The following is a 21,410-nucleotide window of genomic DNA, read 5'->3' on the forward strand; positions in this document are numbered from 1 at the left end:
TGGTGCAACGGCCGGACAGCCGGGTCGACGCTAGGCCGATCTTCGGGCAATCGCCAAACAGACGCGCTCGTTTGTAAGACATGCCACAGGGCATTCAGGCATGATCGACGACAATACGGACATACGAGAGGACCCCGACGAAGCAGGTCGTCGGGGTCCTCCGCCGTCCGTGACGGCAACTCAATCAGCCGGTGACGACGGTCACTTCACCGATGCCGAGTGCCCGCACCGGCTCCGCGATCTTCGACGCGTCGCCGACGAGCACGGTCACGAGCCGGTCCACCGGGAAGGCGTTGACCACGGCCGCGGTCGCCTCCACCGTGCCCGTCTCGGCAAGCCGCGCGTACAACTGCGCCTGGTAGTCGTCCGGGAGGTGCTGCTCGACCTGGTCGGCGAGCGTTCCCGCGACGGAGGCGGCCGTCTCGTACTTGAGCGGGGCGACGCCCACCAGGTTCTGCACCGCCACGTCCCGCTCGGCGTCGGTCAGCCCCTCGGCGGCCAGCGTGCGCAGCACCTTCCACAGGTCCTCGAGCGCCGGGCCGGTGTTCGGGGTGTCGACCGAGCCGCTGATGGCGAGCATCGAGGCGCCGTTGCCCTTGCCGTCGGAGCGCAGCACCTGGCCGAAGGCCCGCACGCCGTAGGTGTATCCCTTCTCCTCGCGCAGGACGCGGTCCAGGCGGGAGGTGAGGGTGCCGCCGAGGCAGTACGTGCCGAGCACCTGCGCCGGCCAGACCCGGTCGTGGCGGTCGGCGCCGACGCGGCCGATGAGCAGCTGCGTCTGGACGGCGCCGGGGCGGTCCACGACGACGACCCGGCCGGTGTCGTCGGCCGTGATGGGCGGCATGGGGCGGGGCTCGGCCGGAGCGCCCGTCCAGGCGCCGAGGGACTCGTCCAGCACCTTGTCCAGGTCGACACCGGTGAGGTCGCCGACGACCACGGCGGTGGCCGCGGCCGGCCGGACGTGGGCGTCGAAGAAGGCGCGGACGGCGGCCGCGTCGATCGCGCCGACGGTCTCCTCGGTGCCCTGGCGCGGCCGGGACATCCGGGCGGCGGCCGGGAACAGCTCCTTGGAGAGCTGCTTGGCGGCCCGGCGGGCCGGGTTGGCCGTCTCGTGCGGGATCTCGTCGAGCCGGTTGCGCACCAGGCGCTCGATCTCGGTCTCGGCGAAGGCGGGGGCGATCAGGGCCTCGGAGAGCAGGCCGAGCGCCTTGGGCAGCCGGGAGACCGGCACCTCCAGGGAGACCCGCACGCCGGGGTGGTCGGCGTGGGCGTCGAGGGTGGCGCCGCAGCGCTCCAGCTCAGCGGCGAACTCCTCGGCGCTGTGCTGGTCGGTGCCCTCGGAGAGGGCGCGCGCCATGATGGTGGCGACGCCGTCCAGGCCCTCGGGCTCGGCGTCCAGCGGGGCGTCGAGGAAGATCTCGACGGCCACCACCTGCTGGCCGGGACGGTGGCAGCGCAGCACGGTCAGGCCGTTGTCGAGCGCGCCGCGCTCCGGGGCGGGGAACGCCCAGGGCTTGGCCTCGCCCGGCTGGGGCTGCGGGTGGAAGGTCATGCTCGTCAAAGACGCGGCAGCGTCGGTCACTGGTCCGCTCCCTCTTCCTCGTCGCTGTCGCTCTGTTCGCCGGCCACCGGCTCGTAGACCAGGACGGCGCGGTTGTCCGGACGCAGTCGGGCCTGGGCGACCTCGCGCACCTCCTCGGCGGTGACGTCGAGGACCCGGTTCACGGCCGTCAGGGCGAGCTGCGGGTCACCGAACAGCACCGCGTACCGGCACAGTTCGTCGGCGCGGCCGGCGACCGTGCCCAGCCGGTCCAGCCACTCGCGCTCCAACTGGGCCTGGGCGCGCTCCATCTCCTCGGGCGTCGGGCCCTCGGTCGCGAAGCGGGCGAGCTCCTCGTCGACGGCCGACTCGATCCGCGGCACCTCGACGCCGCCGGAGGTCTTGACGTCCAGCCAGCCGAGCGAGGGCGCGCCGGCAAGGCGCAGCAGGCCGAAGCCGGCGGCGACGGCCGTGCGGTCGCGGCGGACCAGGCGGTTGTGGAGACGGGAGGACTCGCCGCCTCCCAGGATGGTCAGGGCCAGGTCGGCGGCGTCGCACGCGCGCGTGCCGTCGTGCGGCAGCCGGTAGGCGGCCATCAGCGCACGGGCCGGGACCTCCTCCTCGACGACCTCGCGCAGCTGCTCGCCGATGACGTCGGGCAGCGAGCCGTCGCGCGGCTCGGGCTTGCCGTCGTGGCCGGGGATGGAGCCGAAGTACTTCTCCACCCAGGCGAGGGTCTGCTGCGGGTCGATGTCGCCGACGACCGAGAGCACCGCGTTGTTCGGCGCGTAATAGGTGCGGAAGAAGTTCCGGGCGTCTTCCAGGGTGGCGGCGTCCAGGTCGGCCATCGAGCCGATGGGGGTGTGGTGGTACGGGTGGCCCGCCGGGTACGCGAGGGCGGTCAGCCGCTCGAAGGCGGTGCCGTACGGCACGTTGTCGTAGCGCTGGCGGCGCTCGTTCTTGACGACGTCCCGCTGGTTCTCCATGGACTCGTCGTCCAGGGCCGCGAGCAGCGAGCCCATGCGGTCGGCCTCCAGCCAGAGCGCCAGCTCCAGCTGGTGGGCGGGCATGGTCTCGAAGTAGTTGGTGCGCTCGAAGCTCGTCGTGCCGTTGAGCGAGCCCCCCGCGCCCTGCACCAGCTCGAAGTGACCGTTTCCGTGGACCTGCTTCGAGCCCTGGAACATCAGGTGCTCGAAGAGGTGGGCGAGGCCGGTGCGGCCCTTCACCTCGTGACGCGAGCCGACGTCGTACCAGAGGCAGACCGCGGCGACCGGGGTCAGGTGGTCCTCGGAGAGCACCACGCGCAGGCCGTTGGCCAGCCGGTGCTCGGTCGCTGTCAGGCCGCCGGAGCCGGCCTCGGCCGTGGCCGTGTGACCCATGGGCATGTACGTCCCTTCGATCGCGATGTGAAAAAGTCCTGCCACTGTATGCAAGCGCGCCGACACCTGGCGAAGTTCCCGGCCGTCACGGATGTCCCTCTTCCGGGTCGCGGTCGGCGTTGTCGGTGGCACGGTCCACAATGGTCCGCGTCAGATCAACCATGTTGGTGAAGGAGCCGCAGCCGCGATGGCCCGCCGCAGCACGAAGACACCGCCGCCGGACGACGCGTTCGAGGAGCGAATCCTCGACATCGACGTCGTTGACGAGATGCAGGGCTCCTTCCTCGAGTACGCGTACTCGGTGATCTACTCCCGCGCGCTGCCCGACGCCCGCGACGGCATGAAGCCCGTGCAGCGGCGCATCGTCTTCCAGATGAACGAGATGGGCCTGCGGCCCGACCGCGGCTTCGTGAAGTGCGCCCGGGTCGTCGGCGAGGTCATGGGCAAGCTGCACCCGCACGGCGACGCGTCGATCTACGACGCGATGGTCCGCATGGCACAGCCCTTCTCCATGCGCGTGCCGCTCGTCGACGGCCACGGCAACTTCGGCTCGCTCGGCAACGACGACCCGCCGGCCGCCATGCGGTACACGGAATCGCGGATGGCCCCGGCCGCACTGCTCATGACGGAGTCCATCGACGAGGACACCGTCGACTTCGCGCCGAACTACGACGGCCAGGAGCGGGAACCGGTCGCGCTCCCCGCCGCGTATCCGAACCTGCTGGTCAACGGCGCGTCGGGAATCGCGGTCGGCATGGCGACCAACATGCCCCCGCACAACCTGGGCGAGGTCGTCGCGGCGGCCCGCCACCTGATCCGCCACCCGAACGCGGACCTGGAGGCGCTGATGCGCTTCGTGCCGGGTCCCGACCTGCCCACCGGTGGCCGGATCGTCGGCCTGTCCGGCATCAAGGACGCGTACGAGACGGGCCGCGGCACCTTCAAGATCCGCGCGACCGCCACCGTGGAGAACGTGACGGCGCGCCGCAAGGGCATCGTCGTCACCGAACTTCCCTTCACGGTCGGCCCCGAGAAGGTCATCTCCAAGATCAAGGACCTGGTCGGCTCCAAGAAGCTCCAGGGCATCGCGGACGTCAAGGACCTCACCGACCGCAACCACGGCCTGCGCCTGGTCATCGAGGTGAAGAACGGCTTCGTGCCCGAGGCGGTCCTGGAGCAGCTGTACAAGCTGACGCCGATGGAGGAGTCCTTCGGCATCAACAACGTGGCGCTGGTCGACGGACAGCCGCTGACGCTCGGCCTCAAGGAGCTCCTGGAGGTCTACCTCGACCACCGCTTCGACGTCGTCCGTCGTCGCTCCGAGTTCCGGCGCGGCAAGAAGCGCGACCGGCTCCACCTGGTGGAGGGCCTGCTCGTCGCGCTCCTCGACATCGACGAGGTCATCCGGCTGATCCGGCAGAGCGAGAACTCGGCGGAGGCCAAGGAGCGCCTGATCGAGCGCTTCTCGCTGAGCGAGATCCAGACGCAGTACATCCTGGACACCCCGCTTCGCCGGCTCACCAAGTTCGACCGGATCGAGCTGGAGAGCGAGCGCGACCGGCTCACCGGCGAGATCGACGAGCTGACCGGGATCCTGGAGTCCGACGCGGAGCTGCGCAAGCTGGTCTCGGCGGAGCTGGCGGCCGTCGCGAAGAAGTTCGCCACCGAGCGGCGCACGGTCCTGCTGGAGTCGGCGGGCGCCCCGGTGACGGCCGTCTCCCTCGAGGTCGCGGACGACCCTTGCCGGGTGCTGCTCTCCTCGACCGGACTGCTGGCCCGTACGGTGACCGAGCAGCTGCCGACGGTGCAGGACGGCAAGCGCGCCAAGCACGACGTGATCGTCTCGACGGTCCCGGCGACCCAGCGCGGTGACATCGGCGTGGTGACCTCGGCCGGCCGGCTGTTGCGGATCGCGGTCATCGACCTGCCGCAGCTGCCCGACACGGCGAGCGCGCCCACGCTGGCGGGCGGCGCGCCGCTGGCCGAGTTCGTGTCCCTGGAGGCGGACGAGACCGTGGTCTGCCTGACCACGCTCGAGGAGGCCTCGCCCGGCCTGGCGCTCGGCACGCTGCAGGGCGTGGTCAAGCGCGTGGTGCCGGACTATCCGGCGAACAAGGAGGAGCTGGAGGTCATCACCCTCAGGGAGGGCGACCGGATCGTCGGCGCGACGGAGCTGCGCACGGGCGAGGAGGACCTGGTCTTCATCACCTCCGACGCCCAGCTGCTGCGCTATCCGGCCTCCCAGGTGCGGCCGCAGGGCCGTCCCGCGGGCGGCATGGCCGGCATCAAGCTGACGGCGGGCGCCGAGGTGATCTCGTTCACCGCCGTGGACCCGGCGGCGGAGGCCGCCGTGTTCACGGTGGCCGGCTCCTCCGGCACGCTCACCGGAGCGGCCCCGACCTCCGCCAAGCTCACCCCCTTCGATCAGTACCCGCGCAAGGGCCGGGCCACCGGCGGAGTCCGCTGCCAGCGCTTCCTGAAGGGCGAGGACGTCCTGCTCCTGGCCTGGGCGGGAGCGACCCCCGCCCGCGCCGCCCAGAAGAACGGCACCCCGGTGGACCTCCCGGAGCTCGACCCGCGCCGCGACGGCTCGGGCACGCCGCTGGCGAAGCCGGTGGACGTGGTGGCGGGACCGATCGGCTAGCCGGCCCCCGGCTCGATACCGGGACGCCCCCCGGTCCGCGCGTCGGCGCGGGCCGGGGGGCGTTCTCGTATCGAATCCGGACCGCTCAGGAGTCGTACCGAATCCGGGATCGCTCAGGAGGAAGCAGCGTCCGGCTCGTCCTCGGTGCCGGGCACGTACCGCAGCACGCCCCACATGCTGTGCTCGTCGGGGACGTCCCCCGGGCCGTTCTGCTCGCAGGCGGCGAGTTCCTTGCGCAGGGCGGCGGCGTCGACCCCGGTGCCGATGAGCACCAGCTGGGTCAGCCGGGGCTCGTCCGCGGGCCAGGGCTCCGGGGAGAAGCGCAGGAAGCGGCCGACCGCGTGGACGCCGTAGCGGTTGGCCGGGTCGGCCGTGCCGAAGTCGACGAAGCCCTTGATCCGGTAGAGGCCCTCGGGGCGCGAGTCGAGGAAGGCCATCAGACGGCGCGGGTGCAGTGGGGTCGAGGCCGTGAGCGAGACGGTCTCGTAGGCCGCGTGCGGGTGGGCGTGGTCCTCGTCCTCGGAGCCGTACAGGATGTCCTCGATCGACATCTGTCCCGCGATCTCGTCCTCGGGCACGACCCGGTCGAAGAGCAGCTCCGGGTCGACGCGGCCCTGGACGGCCTCGACCACGGCCGCCCGTCCGGCGAGGCCAGTGACCGTCTCCCGTACGGTACGGAGCTCCTCGGGCGCCACCCGGTCGGCCTTGTTGACGACGACGAGGTCGGCGGCGGCGAGGTGGCGGTCGGTCTCCGGGTGGCGGGCGCGGGTCCCCGCGAACTCGGCCGCGTCGACCACCTCGACCAGTCCGCCGTAGACGATCCGCTCGTTGTCGCTGGCCAGCACCATGCGGACCAGCTCCTGCGGCTCGGCGAGACCGCTGGCCTCGATCACGATCACGTCGAGGCGGAGCTCGGGGCGGGTCAGCACCTCCAGATACTCGTCCAGCTCGCTCGCGTCGACGGCACAGCACAGGCAGCCGTTGCCGAGGGAGACGGTGGAGCCGACCTGACCGGCGACGGTCATGGCGTCGATGCCGATGTCGCCGAAGTCGTTGACCATGACCCCGATCCGCGTCCCGCGCGCGCTGCGCAGCAGATGGTTGAGCAGGGTCGTCTTCCCCGCCCCGAGAAACCCGGCCAGGACGACGACGGGGATCTGCTGGGTGGTCAAGGGTCATGCCTCCGGGCCGTCGGGTACGTGCGGGCGGTGCCCGCGCCTGCGAAGCCCCCAGGATAGGCAGACCGTCCCCGCCGCCCTGGCGGCGACATTTCCGGTCGGCCGGCAGACCGTCCCCGCGGTCCTGCCGGTGGCATTTCCGGTCGGCCGGCAGACCGTCCCCGCCGCCCTGGCGGCGACATTTCCGGTCGGCGCCCTCGTCCCCGTACCGTTTCCGCCATGAGCCCCGCACCCTCCTCCTCCGCGCGGCCGCCCGTCCGCCGGCGCAGGTTCGGGTGGCCGCAGCGGGTGTTCTCGCAGGTCCTGCTGATGCAGCTGGCCATCGCGACCGGGGTCACGGTGCTCGCCACCGGTCTGTTCCTCGCCCCGCTCAGCGCGCAGCTCGACGACCAGGCCATGCGCCGCGCCCTCGCCATCGCGCAGACCACCGCCTCGCCGCGGATCGCCGCCGAGGTGATGACCACCCGGCCGTCGGCCGGAGGGCCGGTGCAGGCGGAGGCGGAGCGGATCCGGCGGTCGACGGGGGCCGAGTACGTGGTCGTCATGGACATCCGTGGCGTCCGCTGGTCCCACACCGACCCCGCCCGGATCGGGAGTGTGGTCTCCACCGACCCGAGCGACGTCCTCGCCGGCCATGAGGTGATGGAGATCGACAGCGGCACCCTGGGTCGCTCCGCCCGGGGCAAGGCGCCGCTGCGGGACGGCCGCGGCGAGATCGTCGGCGCGGTGTCGGTCGGCATCGAGTACGACAGCGTCCGCGACCGGCTCGTCGCCGCGATCCCCGGCCTTCTCCGCTACGCCGGCGGCGCCCTCGCCGCGGCCGCGCTCGCCGCGTATCTGATCTCCCGCCGACTGCAGCGGCAGACCCACGACCTGGCCTTCTCCGACATCTCGGCGCTGCTCGCCGAGCGCGAGGCGATGCTGCACGGCATCCGCGAGGGCGTGGTGGCCCTCGACCGCACCGGCAGGATCCGGCTGATGAACGACGAGGCCCAGCGGCTGCTCGGGCTCGGTCCCGAGGCCACCGGACGCCCGCTCGACGAGGTCCTGGGCACGGGCCGTACCGCCGACGTGCTCGCCGGCCGGGCCACCGGCGAGGACCTGGTGACCGTGCGCGGCAACCGGGTGCTCATCGCCAACCGGATGCCGACGGACGACGGAGGCGCCGTCGCCACCCTGCGCGACCGCACCGAACTGGAGCGGCTCGGCCGCGAGCTCGACTCGACGCGCGGTCTGATCGACGCCCTGCGTGCGCAGGACCACGAGCACGCCAACCGGATGCACACCCTGCTCGGCCTGCTCGAACTGGAGATGTACGAGGACGCGGCCGAGTTCGTCACCGAGGTGGTCGGCGTGCACCGCGCGACCGCCGAGCAGGTCACCGAGAAGGTCCACGACCCGCTGGTCGCCGCGCTCCTCGTCGGCAAGGCCACGGTCGCCGCCGAGCGGGGCGTCTCCCTGCGCATCGCGCCCGGCTCGCTGCTCCCCGACCGGCTCGTGGACCCGCGTGAGCTGGTCACGGTGGTCGGCAACCTCGTCGACAACGCCCTGGACGCGGCCTCCGGCAGCCTCCCCGCGCGCGTGGAGGTGGATCTGCGGGCCGAGGGCCGGACGGTGGTGCTGCGCGTGGCGGACAGCGGTCCCGGCGTGCCCGACGAGCGGCGGGAGCTGATCTTCACCGAGGGCTGGAGCACTAAGCAGCCGCCGGCGCACGGCAAGCGGGGTCTCGGGCTCGCCCTGGTGCGCCGGCTCGCGGAGCGCCGGGGCGGCAGCGCCCGGGTGGGTACGGGAGCGGACGGCGGGGCCGAGTTCACCGTGGTGCTGCCGGAGGCGCTGAGCGAGGCGGACGACGAGCTCGCCCCCGTGGCCGTGGAGGAGGCGCGGTGATCGGCGTCCTGGTGGTCGACGACGACGTACGGGTCGCGCGGGTCAACGCCGCGTACGTGGCGAAGGTGCCGGGCTTCCGCGTGGTCGGCGTCGCGCACTCGGCGGCCGAGGCCCTGGCCCGGCTGGCCGAGGCGGAACCGCCGGTGGATCTGGTGCTGCTCGACCACTATCTGCCGGACGGCAACGGGCTCGCCGTCGTACGGGAGCTGCGTGCCCTCGGCCGGCAGTGTGACGTGATCATGGTGACCGCGGCCCGTGATGTCGCGACCGTACAGGCGGCGATGCGGCACGGGGCGCTGCAGTACCTGGTGAAGCCGTTCAGCTTCGCCGGACTGCGCGCCAAGCTGGAGGCGTACGCGGCGCTGCGCCGCACCCTCGACGGCGGCGGCGAGGCGGAGCAGGCCGAGGTGGACCGGATCTTCGGGGCGCTGTCGGCCGGGTCGGTGGAGCCGGATCTGCCGAAGGGCCACTCCCCCACGACGGCCGGGCTGGTGCGGCAGGTGCTGCTCGTGGCGGACGGGCCCCTGTCGGCGCAGGAGATCGCCGAGCGGGCCGGGGTGAGCCGGCAGACCGCCCAGCGCTATCTCAAGCTCCTGGAGCGGACCGGCCGGGTGCGGCTCTCGCTGAGGTACGGCGAGACGGGCCGCCCCGAGCACCGGTACGTGTGGGTGACCTCGGCGGCGCCCTGACCCGCGGGCCGCGCCGGGGGCCTTCATCGGGCCGCGCTGGAGGCCCTCGTCAGGGGATGTCCTCGTCAGACCGCGCCGGCGCCCGTGAGTGCCCGTACCTCCGTCTCGGCGTGCCGGGCCTCGTCGGGCGGCTCGGGCGAGGTGACGGTGCCGAGCCAGCCGGCGAGGAAGCCGAGCGGGATGGACACCATGCCCGGGTTCTGCAACGGGAAGAGCTGGAAGTCGACGCCGGGGAAGAGCGATTCGGGACTGCCGGAGACGACCGGTGAGACCAGCACGAGCAGGACGGCGGGGATCAGCCCTCCGTAGACCGACCAGACCGCTCCGCGGGTGGTGAACCTCCGCCAGAACAGCGAGTAGAGCAGCACCGGGAGGTTCGCGGAGGCGGCGACCGCGAAGGCGAGGCCGACGAGGAAGGCCACGTTGAGGTCGCGGGCGAGCAGGCCGAGGCCGATGGCTGCCACGCCGATCCCGGCGGCGGCGAGCCGGGCGACGGTCACCTCGCTGTACCGCTTGGCGTGCGGGCGGCGCAGCGAGGCGTAGAGGTCGTGGGCGACGGAGGCGGAGGACGCGAGCGTGATGCCTGCGACGACGGCCAGGATGGTGGCGAACGCCACGGCGGCGACGACGGCGAAGAGGACCGTGCCGCCGGTGGAGCCCGCTCCGCCGCCGAGGTCGAGGGCGAGCAGGGGTACGGCGGTGTTGCCGGCGCTGTTGGAGGCGCGGACGGCGTCGGGGCCGACCAGGGCCGCCGCGCCGAAGCCGAGCACGATGGTCATCAGGTAGAAACCGCCGATGAGCCCGATGGCCCAGACGACCGACCGCCGGGCCGCGCGCGCGGTGGGCACGGTGTAGAAGCGGGACAGGATGTGCGGGAGTCCGGCGGTGCCGAGGACGAGGGCGAGGCCGAGGCTGACGAAGTCGGCGCGGGCGGTCCAGTCGCCGCCGTAGCGCAGCCCGGGGGCGAGGAAGTCCAAGCCGTGGCCGCTGCGTTCGGCCGCCGTGGTGAGCAGCTGGTCGAAGTCGCCGTGGAAGCGGAGCAGTACGAGCACGGTGAGGGTGATCGTGCCGGCCATGAGGAGCACGGCCTTGACGATCTGGATCCAGGTGGTGGCCCGCATGCCGCCGAGCGACACGTAGACGACCATGAGCGCGCCGACGCCGACCACGGTCCAGGAGCGCGCGGCTGCGCTGGTGCCGCCGAGCAGCAGGGCCACGAGGCTTCCGGCGCCGACCATCTGGGCCACGAGGTACAGCACCGAGACGGTGACGGAGGACGTTCCGGCGGCGATACGGACGGGGCGCTCGGCCATGCGTGAGGCGACGACGTCGGCGAGGGTGAAACGGCCGCAGTTGCGGACGAGTTCGGCGACGAGGAGGAGCACGACCAGCCAGGCGACGAGGAAGCCGACGGAGTAGAGCATGCCGTCGTAGCCGAAGAGCGCGATGAGGCCGGAGATGCCCAGGAAGGAGGCGGCGGACATGTAGTCGCCGGCGATGGCGAATCCGTTCTCCATCGGGGAGAACAGCCGGCCGCCGGCGTAGAACTCCTCGGCGGAGCCGTGCCGGTTGCGGCTGACCCAGGTGGTGATCCCGAGGGTGACCGCGATGAACGCGCTGAACAGCAGCAGCGCGAGGGTCTGGTGGTCTCCGGTCACCGTCGCACCCCCCGGGTCATCTCCTGGGTGTCCCAGCGCAGTTCCAGGGCGGCCCGGTCCCGGCGCAGCCGTGCGTGCCGCGCGTAGGCCCAGGTCAGCAGGAAGGTGGTGGCGAACTGGCCGAGGCCGGCGACCATGGCGACGTTGACCGCCCCGGCGACGGGGCGGGCCATGAGGCCGGGGGCCGCGGTCGCGGCGACGACGTACGCCAGGTACCAGAGGAGGAAGGCGAGGGCGGCCGGGAAGACGAAGCGGCGGTAGCGGCCGCGCACTTCCTGGAAGGCGGGGCTGCGCTGGACTTCCAGGTAGATGTCGGCGGTGCTGGGCGGGGCGGTCTGCTGGGCGCGCGCCTGTGCCCCCGTCTGTGCCCGCGCCCCCGTCTGTGCCTGTGCCTGTGCCTGCTGCGGCGGTACGGTCCCGGACGGGTGCGGGGCCGCCGCCGTGCCGTTCGCGTCGGATTCGTCGGCGTCGTCGGCGTCGTGTTCGCCCCAGCCGGCGGCCAGCTCGTCGTACCAGGGATCGTCGATCCGCACCGCCGCGGCGTCGCGCCCTTCCTGCTTCTCCACCGGTGAACTCTCCTTGTCAGCGAACCGTTTCGGCCGCGTGCCCAAGGATGGACAGAGCGGGAAGATCCCGGACTCTTCTCCCGCCCCTCTTCACCCCATTGTGTGAAGGAACCCCCGGATTGTGTGAAGGAACCCCCGGCGCGCGTGACGCCGGGGGCGGTGGCTCAGGCGTCGATACGCGAGCGGTCGAGGGTCGCCGCGGAGCTGGTGATGAACTCCTTGCGGGGCGCCACGTCGTTGCCCATGAGCAGGTCGAAGACCTGCTCGGCCGCCTCCAGGTCGCCGATGTTGATCCGGCGCAGGGTGCGGTGGCGCGGATCCATGGTGGTCTCCGCCAGCTGGTCGGCGTCCATCTCGCCGAGACCCTTGTAGCGCTGGATGGAGTCCTTGTAGCGGACCCCCTTGCGCTGGAACTCGAGCAGGGTCTGCCGCAGCTCGTTGTCCGAGTACGTGTAGACGTACTTGTCCTGGCCCTTCTTGGGCTGGACCAGCTCGATGCGGTGCAGCGGCGGCACGGCGGCGAAGACGCGGCCCTGCTCGACCATGGGCCGCATGTAGCGCTGGAAGAGGGTCAGCAGCAGCGTACGGATGTGGGAGCCGTCGACGTCGGCGTCGGTCATCATGATGACCTTCCCGTACCGCGCGGCGTCGATGTCGAAGGTGCGGCCCGAGCCCGCTCCTATGACCTGGATGATCGCTCCGCACTCGGCGTTCTTGAGCATGTCCGAGACCGAGGACTTCTGGACGTTGAGGATCTTGCCGCGGATCGGCAGGAGGGCCTGGAACTCGCTGTTGCGGGCGAGCTTGGCGGTGCCGAGCGCGGAGTCTCCCTCGACGATGAAGAGCTCGCTGCGCTCGACGTCGTCGCTGCGGCAGTCGGCGAGCTTGGCCGGCAGCGAGGAGGACTCCAGGGCGGTCTTCCTGCGCTGCGCCTCCTTGTGCTGGCGGGCCGCGATGCGGGTGCGGGCGGCGGCGACGGCCTTCTCCAGGACGGCGCGGGCCTGGGCCTTGGCGTCGCGCTTGGTGGAGGTCAGGAAGGCCTTGAGCTCCTTGGCCACCACGTTGGCCACGATCCGGCGGGCCGCGGAGGTGCCCAGCACCTCCTTGGTCTGGCCCTCGAACTGCGGCTCGGCGAGGCGCACGGTGACGACGGCGGTGAGGCCTTCGAGGGCGTCGTCCTTGACGATGTCGTCCTCGGCCACCCGCAGCATCTTGGAGGCGCGCAGCACCTCGTTGACCGTCTTGGTGATCGCCTGCTCGAAACCGGAGACGTGGGTGCCGCCCTTGGGCGTGGCGATGATGTTGACGAAGGAGCGGACCATGGTGTCGTAACCGGTGCCCCAGCGCAGGGCGACGTCGACGCCGAGCTCGCGGGTGACCTCGGTGGGGGTCATGTGGCCGCGGTCGTCGAGGACCGGGACGGTCTCCTTGAAGCTGCCCTGGCCGGTGAGGCGCAGCACGTCGCAGACGGCCTTGTCCTGGGCGAGGAACTCGCAGAACTCACTGATGCCGCCGTCGAAGCGGAACGTCTCCTCGCTCTTGCCCACGCCGTCGAGGTCGCGCTCGTCACGGACGACGATGGTGAGGCCGGGGACGAGGAAGGCGGTCTGACGGGCACGCTGGTGCAGCGTCTCCAGGGAGAGCTTGGCGTCCTTGAGGAAGATCTGGCGGTCCGCCCAGTAGCGGATGCGCGTGCCGGTACGGCCCTTCGGGACGCGCTTGCCCTTGCGCAGACCGCTGCCCGGGTCGAAGGGGGCGTCGGGACCCTGCTCGGTGAAGATACCGGGGACGCCGCGGCGGAAGCTGATGCTGTGGGTGGTGGTCCGGTCGACCTCGACGTCGAGGCGGGCGGAGAGCGCGTTCACCACGGAGGCGCCGACGCCGTGCAGGCCGCCGGAGGCCGCGTAGGAGCCGCCGCCGAACTTTCCGCCGGCGTGGAGCTTGGTCATGACGACCTCGACGCCGGAGAGCCCGGTCTTGGGCTCGACGTCGACCGGGATGCCGCGGCCGTTGTCGTGGACCTCGACGGAGCCGTCCTCGTGGAGGATGACCTCGATGTGGTCGCAGTAGCCGCCGAGGGCCTCGTCGACGGAGTTGTCGATGATCTCCCAGAGGCAGTGCATCAGGCCGCGGCTGTCGGTGGACCCGATGTACATGCCGGGGCGCTTGCGGACGGCTTCGAGCCCTTCGAGGACGAGCAGGTGCCGCGCGGTGTAGTTGGAACCGTCACGGTCTGCGGTCAGCAGCGCACTGGACGGCACGGACGTCTCGGCGGTCACGCGGTTCGCTCCTCGCTGAATTTGAAAACTGGCCCGGTGGGGTAAGGCCCGGCGTCGGTCACCGGTCAGAGGGTACCGATGCCTGGTAGAGCCGTTGTCACGCCACCCTCCTGATTCCTCATGCTAGTCCAGAGTCGCATGGGTGTTCGATCCCTCGATGGGGTGACGTGAACATCACGTTCCCTTCCAGGCATGAACCATTTAGGGTTCGGGCACGTCCTCATGAACAACCGGCAACCCGCCGGAGGGACTCAACCACACACAGCAATGCGAAACCCGTAGAGCGAAGCAATACGGCTCATTCGCCGCCAACCGGCAGCAGACAGCCACCTTGGGAAAAAGTTTCGAGGAAAAGCCACGAGCGGGAACGTTTTCGGCCTGGTTGGATGTTGACCCTGGTACGACAGCTCGTCGAGCTAGAGAAGAGGCGACGTGACTACTGTTCTGACCCCCGCGAGCCCCCTGACGGCCGCTGACCGCTGCGACCGCTGCGGCGCCCAGGCGTACCTGCGTGTCGTCCTGACCAGCGGCGGTGACTTGCTCTTCTGCGCCCACCACGGGCGTAAGTTCGAGCCGGAACTCAAGAAGATCGCCGCAGAGATACAGGATGAGACGGACCGGCTCACCGACGTGCCGGCCCGCACCATGGGAGACGAGCACTGACGCCTCGCGTCCACGACGAGCCAGGGGCCGGTTCCTGACATCCGGCCGACGGGCGGCCACCCCCGCGACCTCGGGGGTGGCCGCCCGTTCTCGTACGGTGACCGGCGCATGACGCGGGGTCACGAGCCCGTGCCCGCCGGTCGCCGGCAGGGCACGACGACCACGAGACGGAAGGCCCGTCAGAAGCGCTGCGGCAGCACCTCGGAGACGCGGGTGTAGACCCCGGGGTTCTCGGCCTCCCCGCAGCCGCTCCCCCAGGACACGAGGCCGATCAGCCGCCCCTGCGCCACCAGGGGCCCTCCGCTGTCCCCCTGACAGGCGTCCTTGCCGCCGTCCGGGTCGCCCGCGCACAGCATGGTGTCGGCCCGGTAGGCGACGCCGAAGCCGCTCGGGTACGCCCGCTCACACGTCCTGTCGGCCAGCACCTGGACCCGCGCCGAGCGCAGCGACATCGCGTACGTCCCGTGGCCGGTCATGTCGCCCCAGCCGTACACCTGCGCCGGCGTCCCCGGTGTGACCGCCGCATCGCCCGGGGCCGCCACCCCGATCACGTACGAGGCCGGCAGCGCCTTCTCCAGCGTGAGCATCGCCAGATCGCCGGAGTTGGTCGACGGGTTGTAGCGGGGGTTGACCCAGGTGCCGGAGACCCGCACCTCTTGACCGCCCTTCCCGCGCAGCGAGGTGCGCCCGGCGATCACCTTGAAGTCGGAGAGCTGCCACGGCTCCCCGCCCAGGACGTCACGGCCCAGGCAGTGGGCGGCGGTGAGCACCCTCGTGGGGGCCACGACCACGCCTCCGCAGAACTGCCCTGCCCGCGTACCCCCGAACCGGTCACGGCTGGAGAGCGCCACCACCCAGGGCGCCTCACTGATACGGGTCGGCTGCCCGCCGACCACGACGCTGTCGGCGGACGCGGGAGCCGCGGCGGCGAGCGGCCCCGCCGCCACGGCGATCAGGCCCAGGGCACCGGTCAATGTTCGGGCGATGGGACGACGCATGGAGCCTCCTGACTCTCCGGTGATGTCGATTCACCCAGCGTCGTCCAGGCACGCGTCCCCTGCACCCGCGCATGCGCCGAAGGGCCCGGCTCCCCGCGCGGGGGAACCGGGCCCTTCGTTCGTCGTACGCGTCCCTCGGCGGGATCAGTCGAGGTAGTCGCGCAGGACCTGCGAGCGCGACGGGTGACGCAGCTTCGACATCGTCTTCGACTCGATCTGACGGATGCGCTCACGCGTCACGCCGTAGACCTTGCCGATCTCGTCGAGGGTCTTCGGCTGACCGTCGGTGAGACCGAAGCGCATGGAGACGACGCCCGCCTCGCGCTCGGAGAGCGTGTCGAGGACCGAGTGCAGCTGCTCCTGCAGAAGCGTGAAGCTGACCGCGTCGGCCGGGACGACCGCCTCGGAGTCCTCGATGAGGTCACCGAACTCGCTGTCGCCGTCCTCGCCCAGCGGGGTGTGCAGCGAGATCGGCTCACGGCCGTACTTCTGGACCTCGATGACCTTCTCCGGGGTCATGTCGAGCTCCTTGGCCAGCTCCTCCGGGGTGGGCTCACGGCCCAGGTCCTGGAGCATCTGGCGCTGCACACGGGCGAGCTTGTTGATGACCTCGACCATGTGCACCGGGATACGGATGGTGCGGGCCTGGTCGGCCATGGCTCGGGTGATCGCCTGACGGATCCACCAGGTGGCGTACGTGGAGAACTTGTAGCCCTTGGTGTAGTCGAACTTCTCGACGGCGCGGATCAGACCCAGGTTGCCCTCCTGGATCAGGTCCAGGAAGAGCATGCCGCGGCCGGTGTAGCGCTTGGCCAGCGAGACCACGAGTCGGAGGTTGGCCTCCAGCAGGTGGTTCTTGGCGCGGCGGCCGTCCTCGGCGATGATCTCCAGCTCACGCTTGAGCTTGGGGGCCAGCTTGTCGGAGTTCGCCAGCTTGTCCTCGGCGAACAGACCGGCCTCGATGCGCTTGGCGAGCTCGACCTCCTGCTCCGCGTTGAGCAGCGGGACCTTGCCGATCTGCTTGAGGTAGTCCTTCACCGGGTCCGCGGTGGCACCGGCGACGGCGACCTGCTGGGCCGGAGCGTCGTCCTCGTCCTCGTCGGACAGGACGAAGCCCTTGCTCTCGCCCTCGGCCTCCTCGTCGTCACCCTTGCCGGGCGCGACGTCCTCGAGCAGCTCCTCGCCCTCGAGCAGCTCTTCGTCGTCCTTCTTGGACGTGGTCTTCTTGGCCGCCGTCTTCTTGGCGGTGGCCTTCTTCGCCACCGTCTTCTTGGCTGCGGTCTTCTTCGCGGCGGCCTTCTTGGCCGGCGCGCCGGCCTCGTCGGCCGGGTCCGCGCTCTCGGCCGCCGGGGCCGCGGAGGCGGCCGAGACGGTCTTCGTCACGGTCGTCCTGGCGGTGACGGTCTTGGTGGCGGTGCGCTTGGCCGGGCTCTTCGCTGCGACGCTCTTGCGGGCGCGCTTCGGCGACTCCGCTGCACTGACCATCAGCGTCACACCCTCTTCCTCGAGGATCTGATTGAGGCTGCGCAGAACATTCTTCCACTGGGTTGGCGGAATCTGGTCAGCCTCGAAGGCCCGACGCACGTCATCGCCGGCGATCTGCCCATCAGCCTTTCCCCGCTCGATGAGCGCCATCACAGACTCGGACTCGGCGATCTCCGGCGGGAGCGTACGGGATGTGCTGGCCGACACGAACAACCTCTCGGAACGATGGAAAACGGCTTCCGGCCCCGCCCTGGATCGGGCCGGAGCCGACGACCGTCGGCCGGGAATGTGCCGACGGCGCGGGCTGGACCGGGGAACTGCACAGCGCCCTGAGCGGCTGCTGTATTCCTTCCTCGGCCGTCACCTCTTAGGTCATCGCGCGGCTTCGAGGAGTGTTACGCCCAATCCGCGTGGCCCGAGTCACACCTCATTTGCGACGATCCGCCATCAAACATACGAAACGCGACGTGATCACGACGTCCCGGCCGTGCTCCCGCCCGCTCCGGAGCGTGCCGCCAGACCCTGGCGCACCCGGGGACGGTTCTCCGCCCCCGGGCTCCGCTCGGGTCCGGCGGCACGCGATGCGGGCCTCACGGTGCTTCTGCCCACGGCTCGGCGGATCAGTGCTCGCGGGGAGCCGGCACGACGCGCTCCACCTCGGGGTGGACGGTCAGCAGCTGGCGCATGGCCGTCTCGGCGGCCAGGGCGTCCCCGGCGGCGAGCGCGTCGACGATCCGGGCGTGGTGGGTGAGGCAGTTCTCGTTGGGGCGGTCGCAGCCGGTGGCGGGCGATCCGGAGACCTGGAGGGCGGCGCCGACGATGCCGGAGAGGTGCTCCAGCATGCGGTTGCCGGCGAGCTGGATGAGCAGGGCGTGGAACTCGGCGTCGGCGCGGGAGAAGGTGATGCCGTCTCCCTGGGCGTAGGCGTGGCCCATGATCTCGACCATGTCGGCGAGGCGCTGCTGGACGTCTTCGCGGCCGTGGCCCGCGGCCAGCCGGGCGGCGAGCGGCTCGATGGTCCAGCGGAGCTCGTTCAGCTCGCGGCGTTGGTCGTCGCGCTGCGGACCGAAGGCGCGCCACTCGATGATGTCGGGGTCGAGCAGGTTCCAGTCGCTGACCGGCCGGACCCGGGTGCCGACGTTGGGGCGGGCGCTGACCAGGCCCTTGGCCTCGAGCACGCGCAGCGATTCGCGGACGACGGTGCGTGAGACCTCGAAGCGCTGGCCGATCTCCTCGGGCACGAGAGGGCGGTCGGCACCGAGGTCGCCGGAGACGATCATCTGGCCGAGCTGCTGGACGAGCTGTCCGTGGAGCCCGCGGCCGCGGCTGCCGGCGGCCCTGCGGCCGACTCGGCCGAGGTCCTCCGTGGCCTCCCAGGCCGGCGGTCCGACACGGTCGGCTCCGGGCGCCTCCGCGTAGGGGTAGCGGTCGAGGTCGCCCGGCGCGCCGAGGCCGGACTCGACGGGGCGGGCGGGGGTCATCATCGTATGCGCAAGGGTACTCACGCATCCTTTGTCGGCGTGGCTCTCGCACCCCTTGAGGTCTTTGGTGAAAAGCACACGAAAGGGTGATCGGCACCCGCTACACAATTGACGATCAATCGGACATAACGCGCATTTCCCAAGGGACTTGCCGTCGGAGTGAAAGCTTTCGATCCGAAAGTGATCACCAACGGGCCCTTTTGTGACGGCCGGTGAACACATAGGCGCAGAGCAGGACCGTCAACGTCAGCGTCAGCGCCACTCCCACGGGCTGCCCGAGCACCCGCAGTGCACCCATCAGCCAGCGATCGGCCGCCGACGACCACTCGACGCTCGCGAACTCGCGCAGCCGGGCCGGAAGTCCGGCCACGGAGCGCCGGGGCATCCCGGCGAGCATCCGCTGCAGCGGCGGGGCGAAGACCACGGGCACGGCGAGGACCGCCGCGACCCCGGCGGCCGCGGCGCGGAAGACCCCCGCCCCGAGCACGCCTGCCCAGGCGCATCCGATCACCAGACCGAACCAATTCGCGGACAGCGACGGCCAGTTGCGCGGTACGGGGATCAACTCGCCCCCGTAGACGAGGCGAAGCGCCCCCAGGTCGGCCACGACGACGAGCACCGCGAGCACCGCGCCGACGGCCGCCGCGACCGCGAGTTTGGCCCGGAGCAGGCCGAGGCGGCGCGGGACGGCGCCGCGCCCGGTGGTGAGGGCCGGATAGCGATACTCCTCGCCGAACGAGAAGGCGCCGAGCAGCCCCGCCCCGAGCGCCGCGGGCGGCAGCGGGGAGATCCCCGGCCAGCCGGCCAGCAGGGCCGGCATCGGCGTGCGCCCACTGCGCGCGAGCAGCACGGCCAGGGCGACGGACACCAGCACGACCCCGGCGGCGACGAGCGGCGTGGAGGGGACACCGAGCAGACGGCGGATCTCGTAGCGCAGCGGACGCAGCGGGGACCGGTGCGGGGCGCGGCGCGCCCGGCGGCCGGGGGCGGGGGCGGGGGCGGGGGCGGGTGCGACGTCGGAGGCGGTCGTCGCGGCCGGCGTCGCGGCCGGCGTCGCGGGGTGCGGCGGGTGGGCGGCCTGGGTCTGGCGGGCCGGGGCCTTGGTGTCACCGGTCTCGTCGGCGAGGCGGTGGAGGAGCACACCGTTGCGGAAGGCGGTCTCGCCGACGGTGGCGCAGTCGCTGCCGTAGACGGAGAGGCGGTTGCCGCCCTCCGTGACCACCTCCACCGGGCGGCGGGCGGCCCGGGACTCCTGGGCGAGGACGGCGGCCAGCCGGGCCGCGTGCGGGGTGCGCACCGCGACCCGGGGGCGTAGCCGGGTGCGGGCGAACTCGACGGCGTCCTGGTCGGCGGCGAGCCGGCCGCCATCGAGGGTGACGACCCGGTCGGCGTTGCGGGCGGCGTCCTTGGGGTCGCTGGTGGTGTAGAGGACGGTGCCGCCCTCGTCGGCGTGGGCGCGCAGCAGTTCGTAGAGCCAGGCGCTCTCGCGTACGGAGAGTCCGGCGGCGGGCTCGTCGAGGAGCAGGGTGTGCGGGTCGCCCAACAGGGCCGAGGCGAGCCCCAGTCGGCGGTCCATGCCGAGGGACAGAGTGCCGATGCGCTGGTCGTGCATGCCGGTGAGCCCCACGAGCCGGAGCATCTCGTCGGCGCGGGCGGCGGGGACGCCGGTGGCGGCGCACAGCATGCGCAGTTGGCTGCGAAGGGTGCGGGACGGGTGGCCGGGGACGTCACCGAGCAGGACGCCGACCTCTCGGGCGGGGTGCGCGACACGGTGCAGCGGGCGGCCCCGGAAGTAGGTGACGCCACGGCCCGGTTCGAGCTGCAGCATGAGCCGGAGGGCGGTGGTCTTGCCGGCGCCGGCCGACCCGATCAGGGCGGTGACGGTGCCCGGCCGGGCCTCGAAGGTGAGATCGTCCACGGCGGGCGGAAGGTCCCGGCGGGGGGTGCTGGTGAGTCCGATGGCCTGGAGCATCGCTTCTCTCGCGGGTAGGTGAGACCGCTCCGCGGCAGGGCGGCTGTCCCAGCAAGATAACGTCCCATTTCGGACTTTTGGTGCAGGATTGACGGCTCGGGGCGGACGGACGACCGCCCGTCAGACCTCCGGGCGCAGCATGGGCGGGTTCAGCAGCGTGGCCCCACCAGCGCGGAACAGCTGGGCGGGGCGGCCGCCCTGACGCGTCGTGGTCCCACCCGCCGGAACCAGGAAGCCGGGCGTGCCGGTCACCTTGCGGTGGAAGTTCCGAGGATCGAGGGCCACCCCCCACACCGCTTCGTAGACCCGGCGGAGCTCGCCCACCGTGAACTCGGGCGGGCAGAAGGCGGTGGCGAGCGACGAGTACTCGATCTTCGAACGGGCTCGCTCCACCCCGTCGGCCAGGATCCTGGCGTGGTCGAAGGCCAGCGGCACCGGCGGCTCGCCCTCGGGGTCCGTCACGCCGTCCTGCCCGAGGAGCTCCTCGACGGGCGCCCAGCGCGCGCTGTTGGCGTCACCACCCGCCCGCGGCGCCGGCAGGTCCGGCGCGAGCGCCAGGTGCGCCACGCTGACCACCCGCATCCGCGGATCCCGGTCGGGTGCTCCGTACGTCGCCAGCTGCTCCAGGTGCGCGCCGTTGCCCGGCACGGGGGGCGGGGCACCCGGATCGTGGACGCAGAGCCCGGTCTCCTCGACCAGCTCGCGCGCGGCGGCGGCGTCGAGGTCCTCGTCCGCCCTGACGAAGCCTCCCGGCAGTGCCCAGCGTCCCTGGAACGGGGCCTCTCCCCGTTTCACGACCAGGGCGCACAGGGCGTGGCGCCGCACGGTGAGCACGACCAGATCGACGGTGACGGCGAAGGGCGGAAAGGCCGACGGGTCGTAGGGAGGCATGCCCGTGATCATAGTCGTCTTCCTGACGATAAACACGCCCGTGGGGAGGATCAGCCGCCACTTCTTCTCGGCCCCGCCCCTCCCCCACCCCCTGTTCTTC

At 71.7% G+C, this 21,410-nt stretch carries 15 protein-coding genes; 4 read left to right on the forward strand and 11 right to left on the reverse strand.

Annotated features, from left to right (window positions below):
- Positions 1–184: 184 nt before the first annotated feature.
- Together ACFY7C_RS08405 and ACFY7C_RS08410 are read right to left on the reverse strand one after the other, a co-directional pair.
- On the reverse strand, positions 185–1,552 hold the full coding sequence (locus tag ACFY7C_RS08405) for a M16 family metallopeptidase (protein ID WP_389646086.1): 1,368 nt from the start codon (positions 1,550–1,552) through the stop codon (positions 185–187).
- A gap of 26 nt (positions 1,553–1,578) precedes the next feature.
- Positions 1,579–2,925, reverse strand: coding sequence for a M16 family metallopeptidase (locus tag ACFY7C_RS08410; protein WP_389645606.1), 1,347 nt, complete (start codon positions 2,923–2,925; stop codon positions 1,579–1,581).
- 181 nt (positions 2,926–3,106) lie between these two features.
- Between ACFY7C_RS08410 and ACFY7C_RS08415 the strand changes: the two genes are divergently transcribed.
- Positions 3,107–5,563 (forward strand): DNA topoisomerase (ATP-hydrolyzing) subunit A, encoded by a 2,457-nt coding sequence (locus tag ACFY7C_RS08415; protein WP_389645609.1) that lies wholly within the window; start codon positions 3,107–3,109, stop codon positions 5,561–5,563.
- Between the two features lie 113 nt (positions 5,564–5,676).
- Here the strand turns inward: ACFY7C_RS08415 and ACFY7C_RS08420 are convergent, their stop codons facing one another.
- Positions 5,677–6,735 (reverse strand): CobW family GTP-binding protein, encoded by a 1,059-nt coding sequence (locus ACFY7C_RS08420; RefSeq protein ID WP_389645611.1) that lies wholly within the window; start codon positions 6,733–6,735, stop codon positions 5,677–5,679.
- A 225-nt stretch (positions 6,736–6,960) separates the two neighbouring features.
- Between ACFY7C_RS08420 and ACFY7C_RS08425 the strand changes: the two genes are divergently transcribed.
- A complete protein-coding gene (locus ACFY7C_RS08425; RefSeq protein ID WP_389645614.1) occupies positions 6,961–8,628 on the forward strand; it encodes an ATP-binding protein in 1,668 nt (555 codons plus the stop codon).
- Entirely contained in the window at positions 8,625–9,317 is a 693-nt protein-coding gene (locus ACFY7C_RS08430; protein ID WP_389645617.1) for a response regulator, read from the forward strand. The genes ACFY7C_RS08425 and ACFY7C_RS08430 overlap by 4 nt, the downstream gene beginning before the upstream one ends.
- A gap of 65 nt (positions 9,318–9,382) precedes the next feature.
- On the opposite strand, the gene ACFY7C_RS08435 is transcribed toward ACFY7C_RS08430, so the two are convergent.
- The 3 genes from ACFY7C_RS08435 to ACFY7C_RS08445 form a co-directional block, all read right to left on the reverse strand.
- A complete protein-coding gene (locus ACFY7C_RS08435; RefSeq protein WP_389645619.1) occupies positions 9,383–10,975 on the reverse strand; it encodes a cation acetate symporter in 1,593 nt (530 codons plus the stop codon).
- On the reverse strand, positions 10,972–11,541 hold the full coding sequence (locus tag ACFY7C_RS08440) for a DUF485 domain-containing protein (RefSeq protein WP_389645621.1): 570 nt from the start codon (positions 11,539–11,541) through the stop codon (positions 10,972–10,974). Before ACFY7C_RS08440 ends, ACFY7C_RS08435 begins: the two co-directional genes overlap by 4 nt.
- 164 nt (positions 11,542–11,705) lie before the next feature.
- A complete protein-coding gene (locus ACFY7C_RS08445; RefSeq protein WP_389645624.1) occupies positions 11,706–13,820 on the reverse strand; it encodes a type IIA DNA topoisomerase subunit B in 2,115 nt (704 codons plus the stop codon).
- 432 nt (positions 13,821–14,252) lie between these two features.
- On the opposite strand from ACFY7C_RS08445, the gene ACFY7C_RS08450 reads away from it, so the two are divergent.
- Entirely contained in the window at positions 14,253–14,483 is a 231-nt protein-coding gene (locus ACFY7C_RS08450; RefSeq protein ID WP_046910811.1) for a hypothetical protein, read from the forward strand.
- A gap of 179 nt (positions 14,484–14,662) precedes the next feature.
- Here the strand turns inward: ACFY7C_RS08450 and ACFY7C_RS08455 are convergent, their stop codons facing one another.
- The 5 genes from ACFY7C_RS08455 to ACFY7C_RS08475 form a co-directional block, all read right to left on the reverse strand.
- Positions 14,663–15,481 (reverse strand): serine protease, encoded by an 819-nt coding sequence (locus tag ACFY7C_RS08455; RefSeq protein ID WP_389645627.1) that lies wholly within the window; start codon positions 15,479–15,481, stop codon positions 14,663–14,665.
- A 144-nt stretch (positions 15,482–15,625) separates the two neighbouring features.
- Complete coding sequence (locus tag ACFY7C_RS08460; RefSeq protein WP_356691336.1) at positions 15,626–17,173, reverse strand: RNA polymerase sigma factor; 1,548 nt, start codon at positions 17,171–17,173, stop codon at positions 15,626–15,628.
- 413 nt (positions 17,174–17,586) lie between these two features.
- The gene (locus ACFY7C_RS08465) at positions 17,587–18,471 is read right to left on the reverse strand and encodes a FadR/GntR family transcriptional regulator (protein ID WP_389645631.1); all 885 of its coding nucleotides are present in this window, start codon (positions 18,469–18,471) and stop codon (positions 17,587–17,589) included.
- A 160-nt stretch (positions 18,472–18,631) separates the two neighbouring features.
- The gene (locus ACFY7C_RS08470) at positions 18,632–20,419 is read right to left on the reverse strand and encodes an ATP-binding cassette domain-containing protein (RefSeq protein ID WP_389645634.1); all 1,788 of its coding nucleotides are present in this window, start codon (positions 20,417–20,419) and stop codon (positions 18,632–18,634) included.
- A gap of 120 nt (positions 20,420–20,539) precedes the next feature.
- On the reverse strand, positions 20,540–21,310 hold the full coding sequence (locus tag ACFY7C_RS08475) for an NUDIX domain-containing protein (RefSeq protein ID WP_389645636.1): 771 nt from the start codon (positions 21,308–21,310) through the stop codon (positions 20,540–20,542).
- Positions 21,311–21,410 lie beyond the last annotated feature (100 nt).

It is taken from the genome of Streptomyces sp. NPDC012769 (genome assembly GCF_042901205.1).
GTDB lineage: Bacteria > Actinomycetota > Actinomycetes > Streptomycetales > Streptomycetaceae > Streptomyces.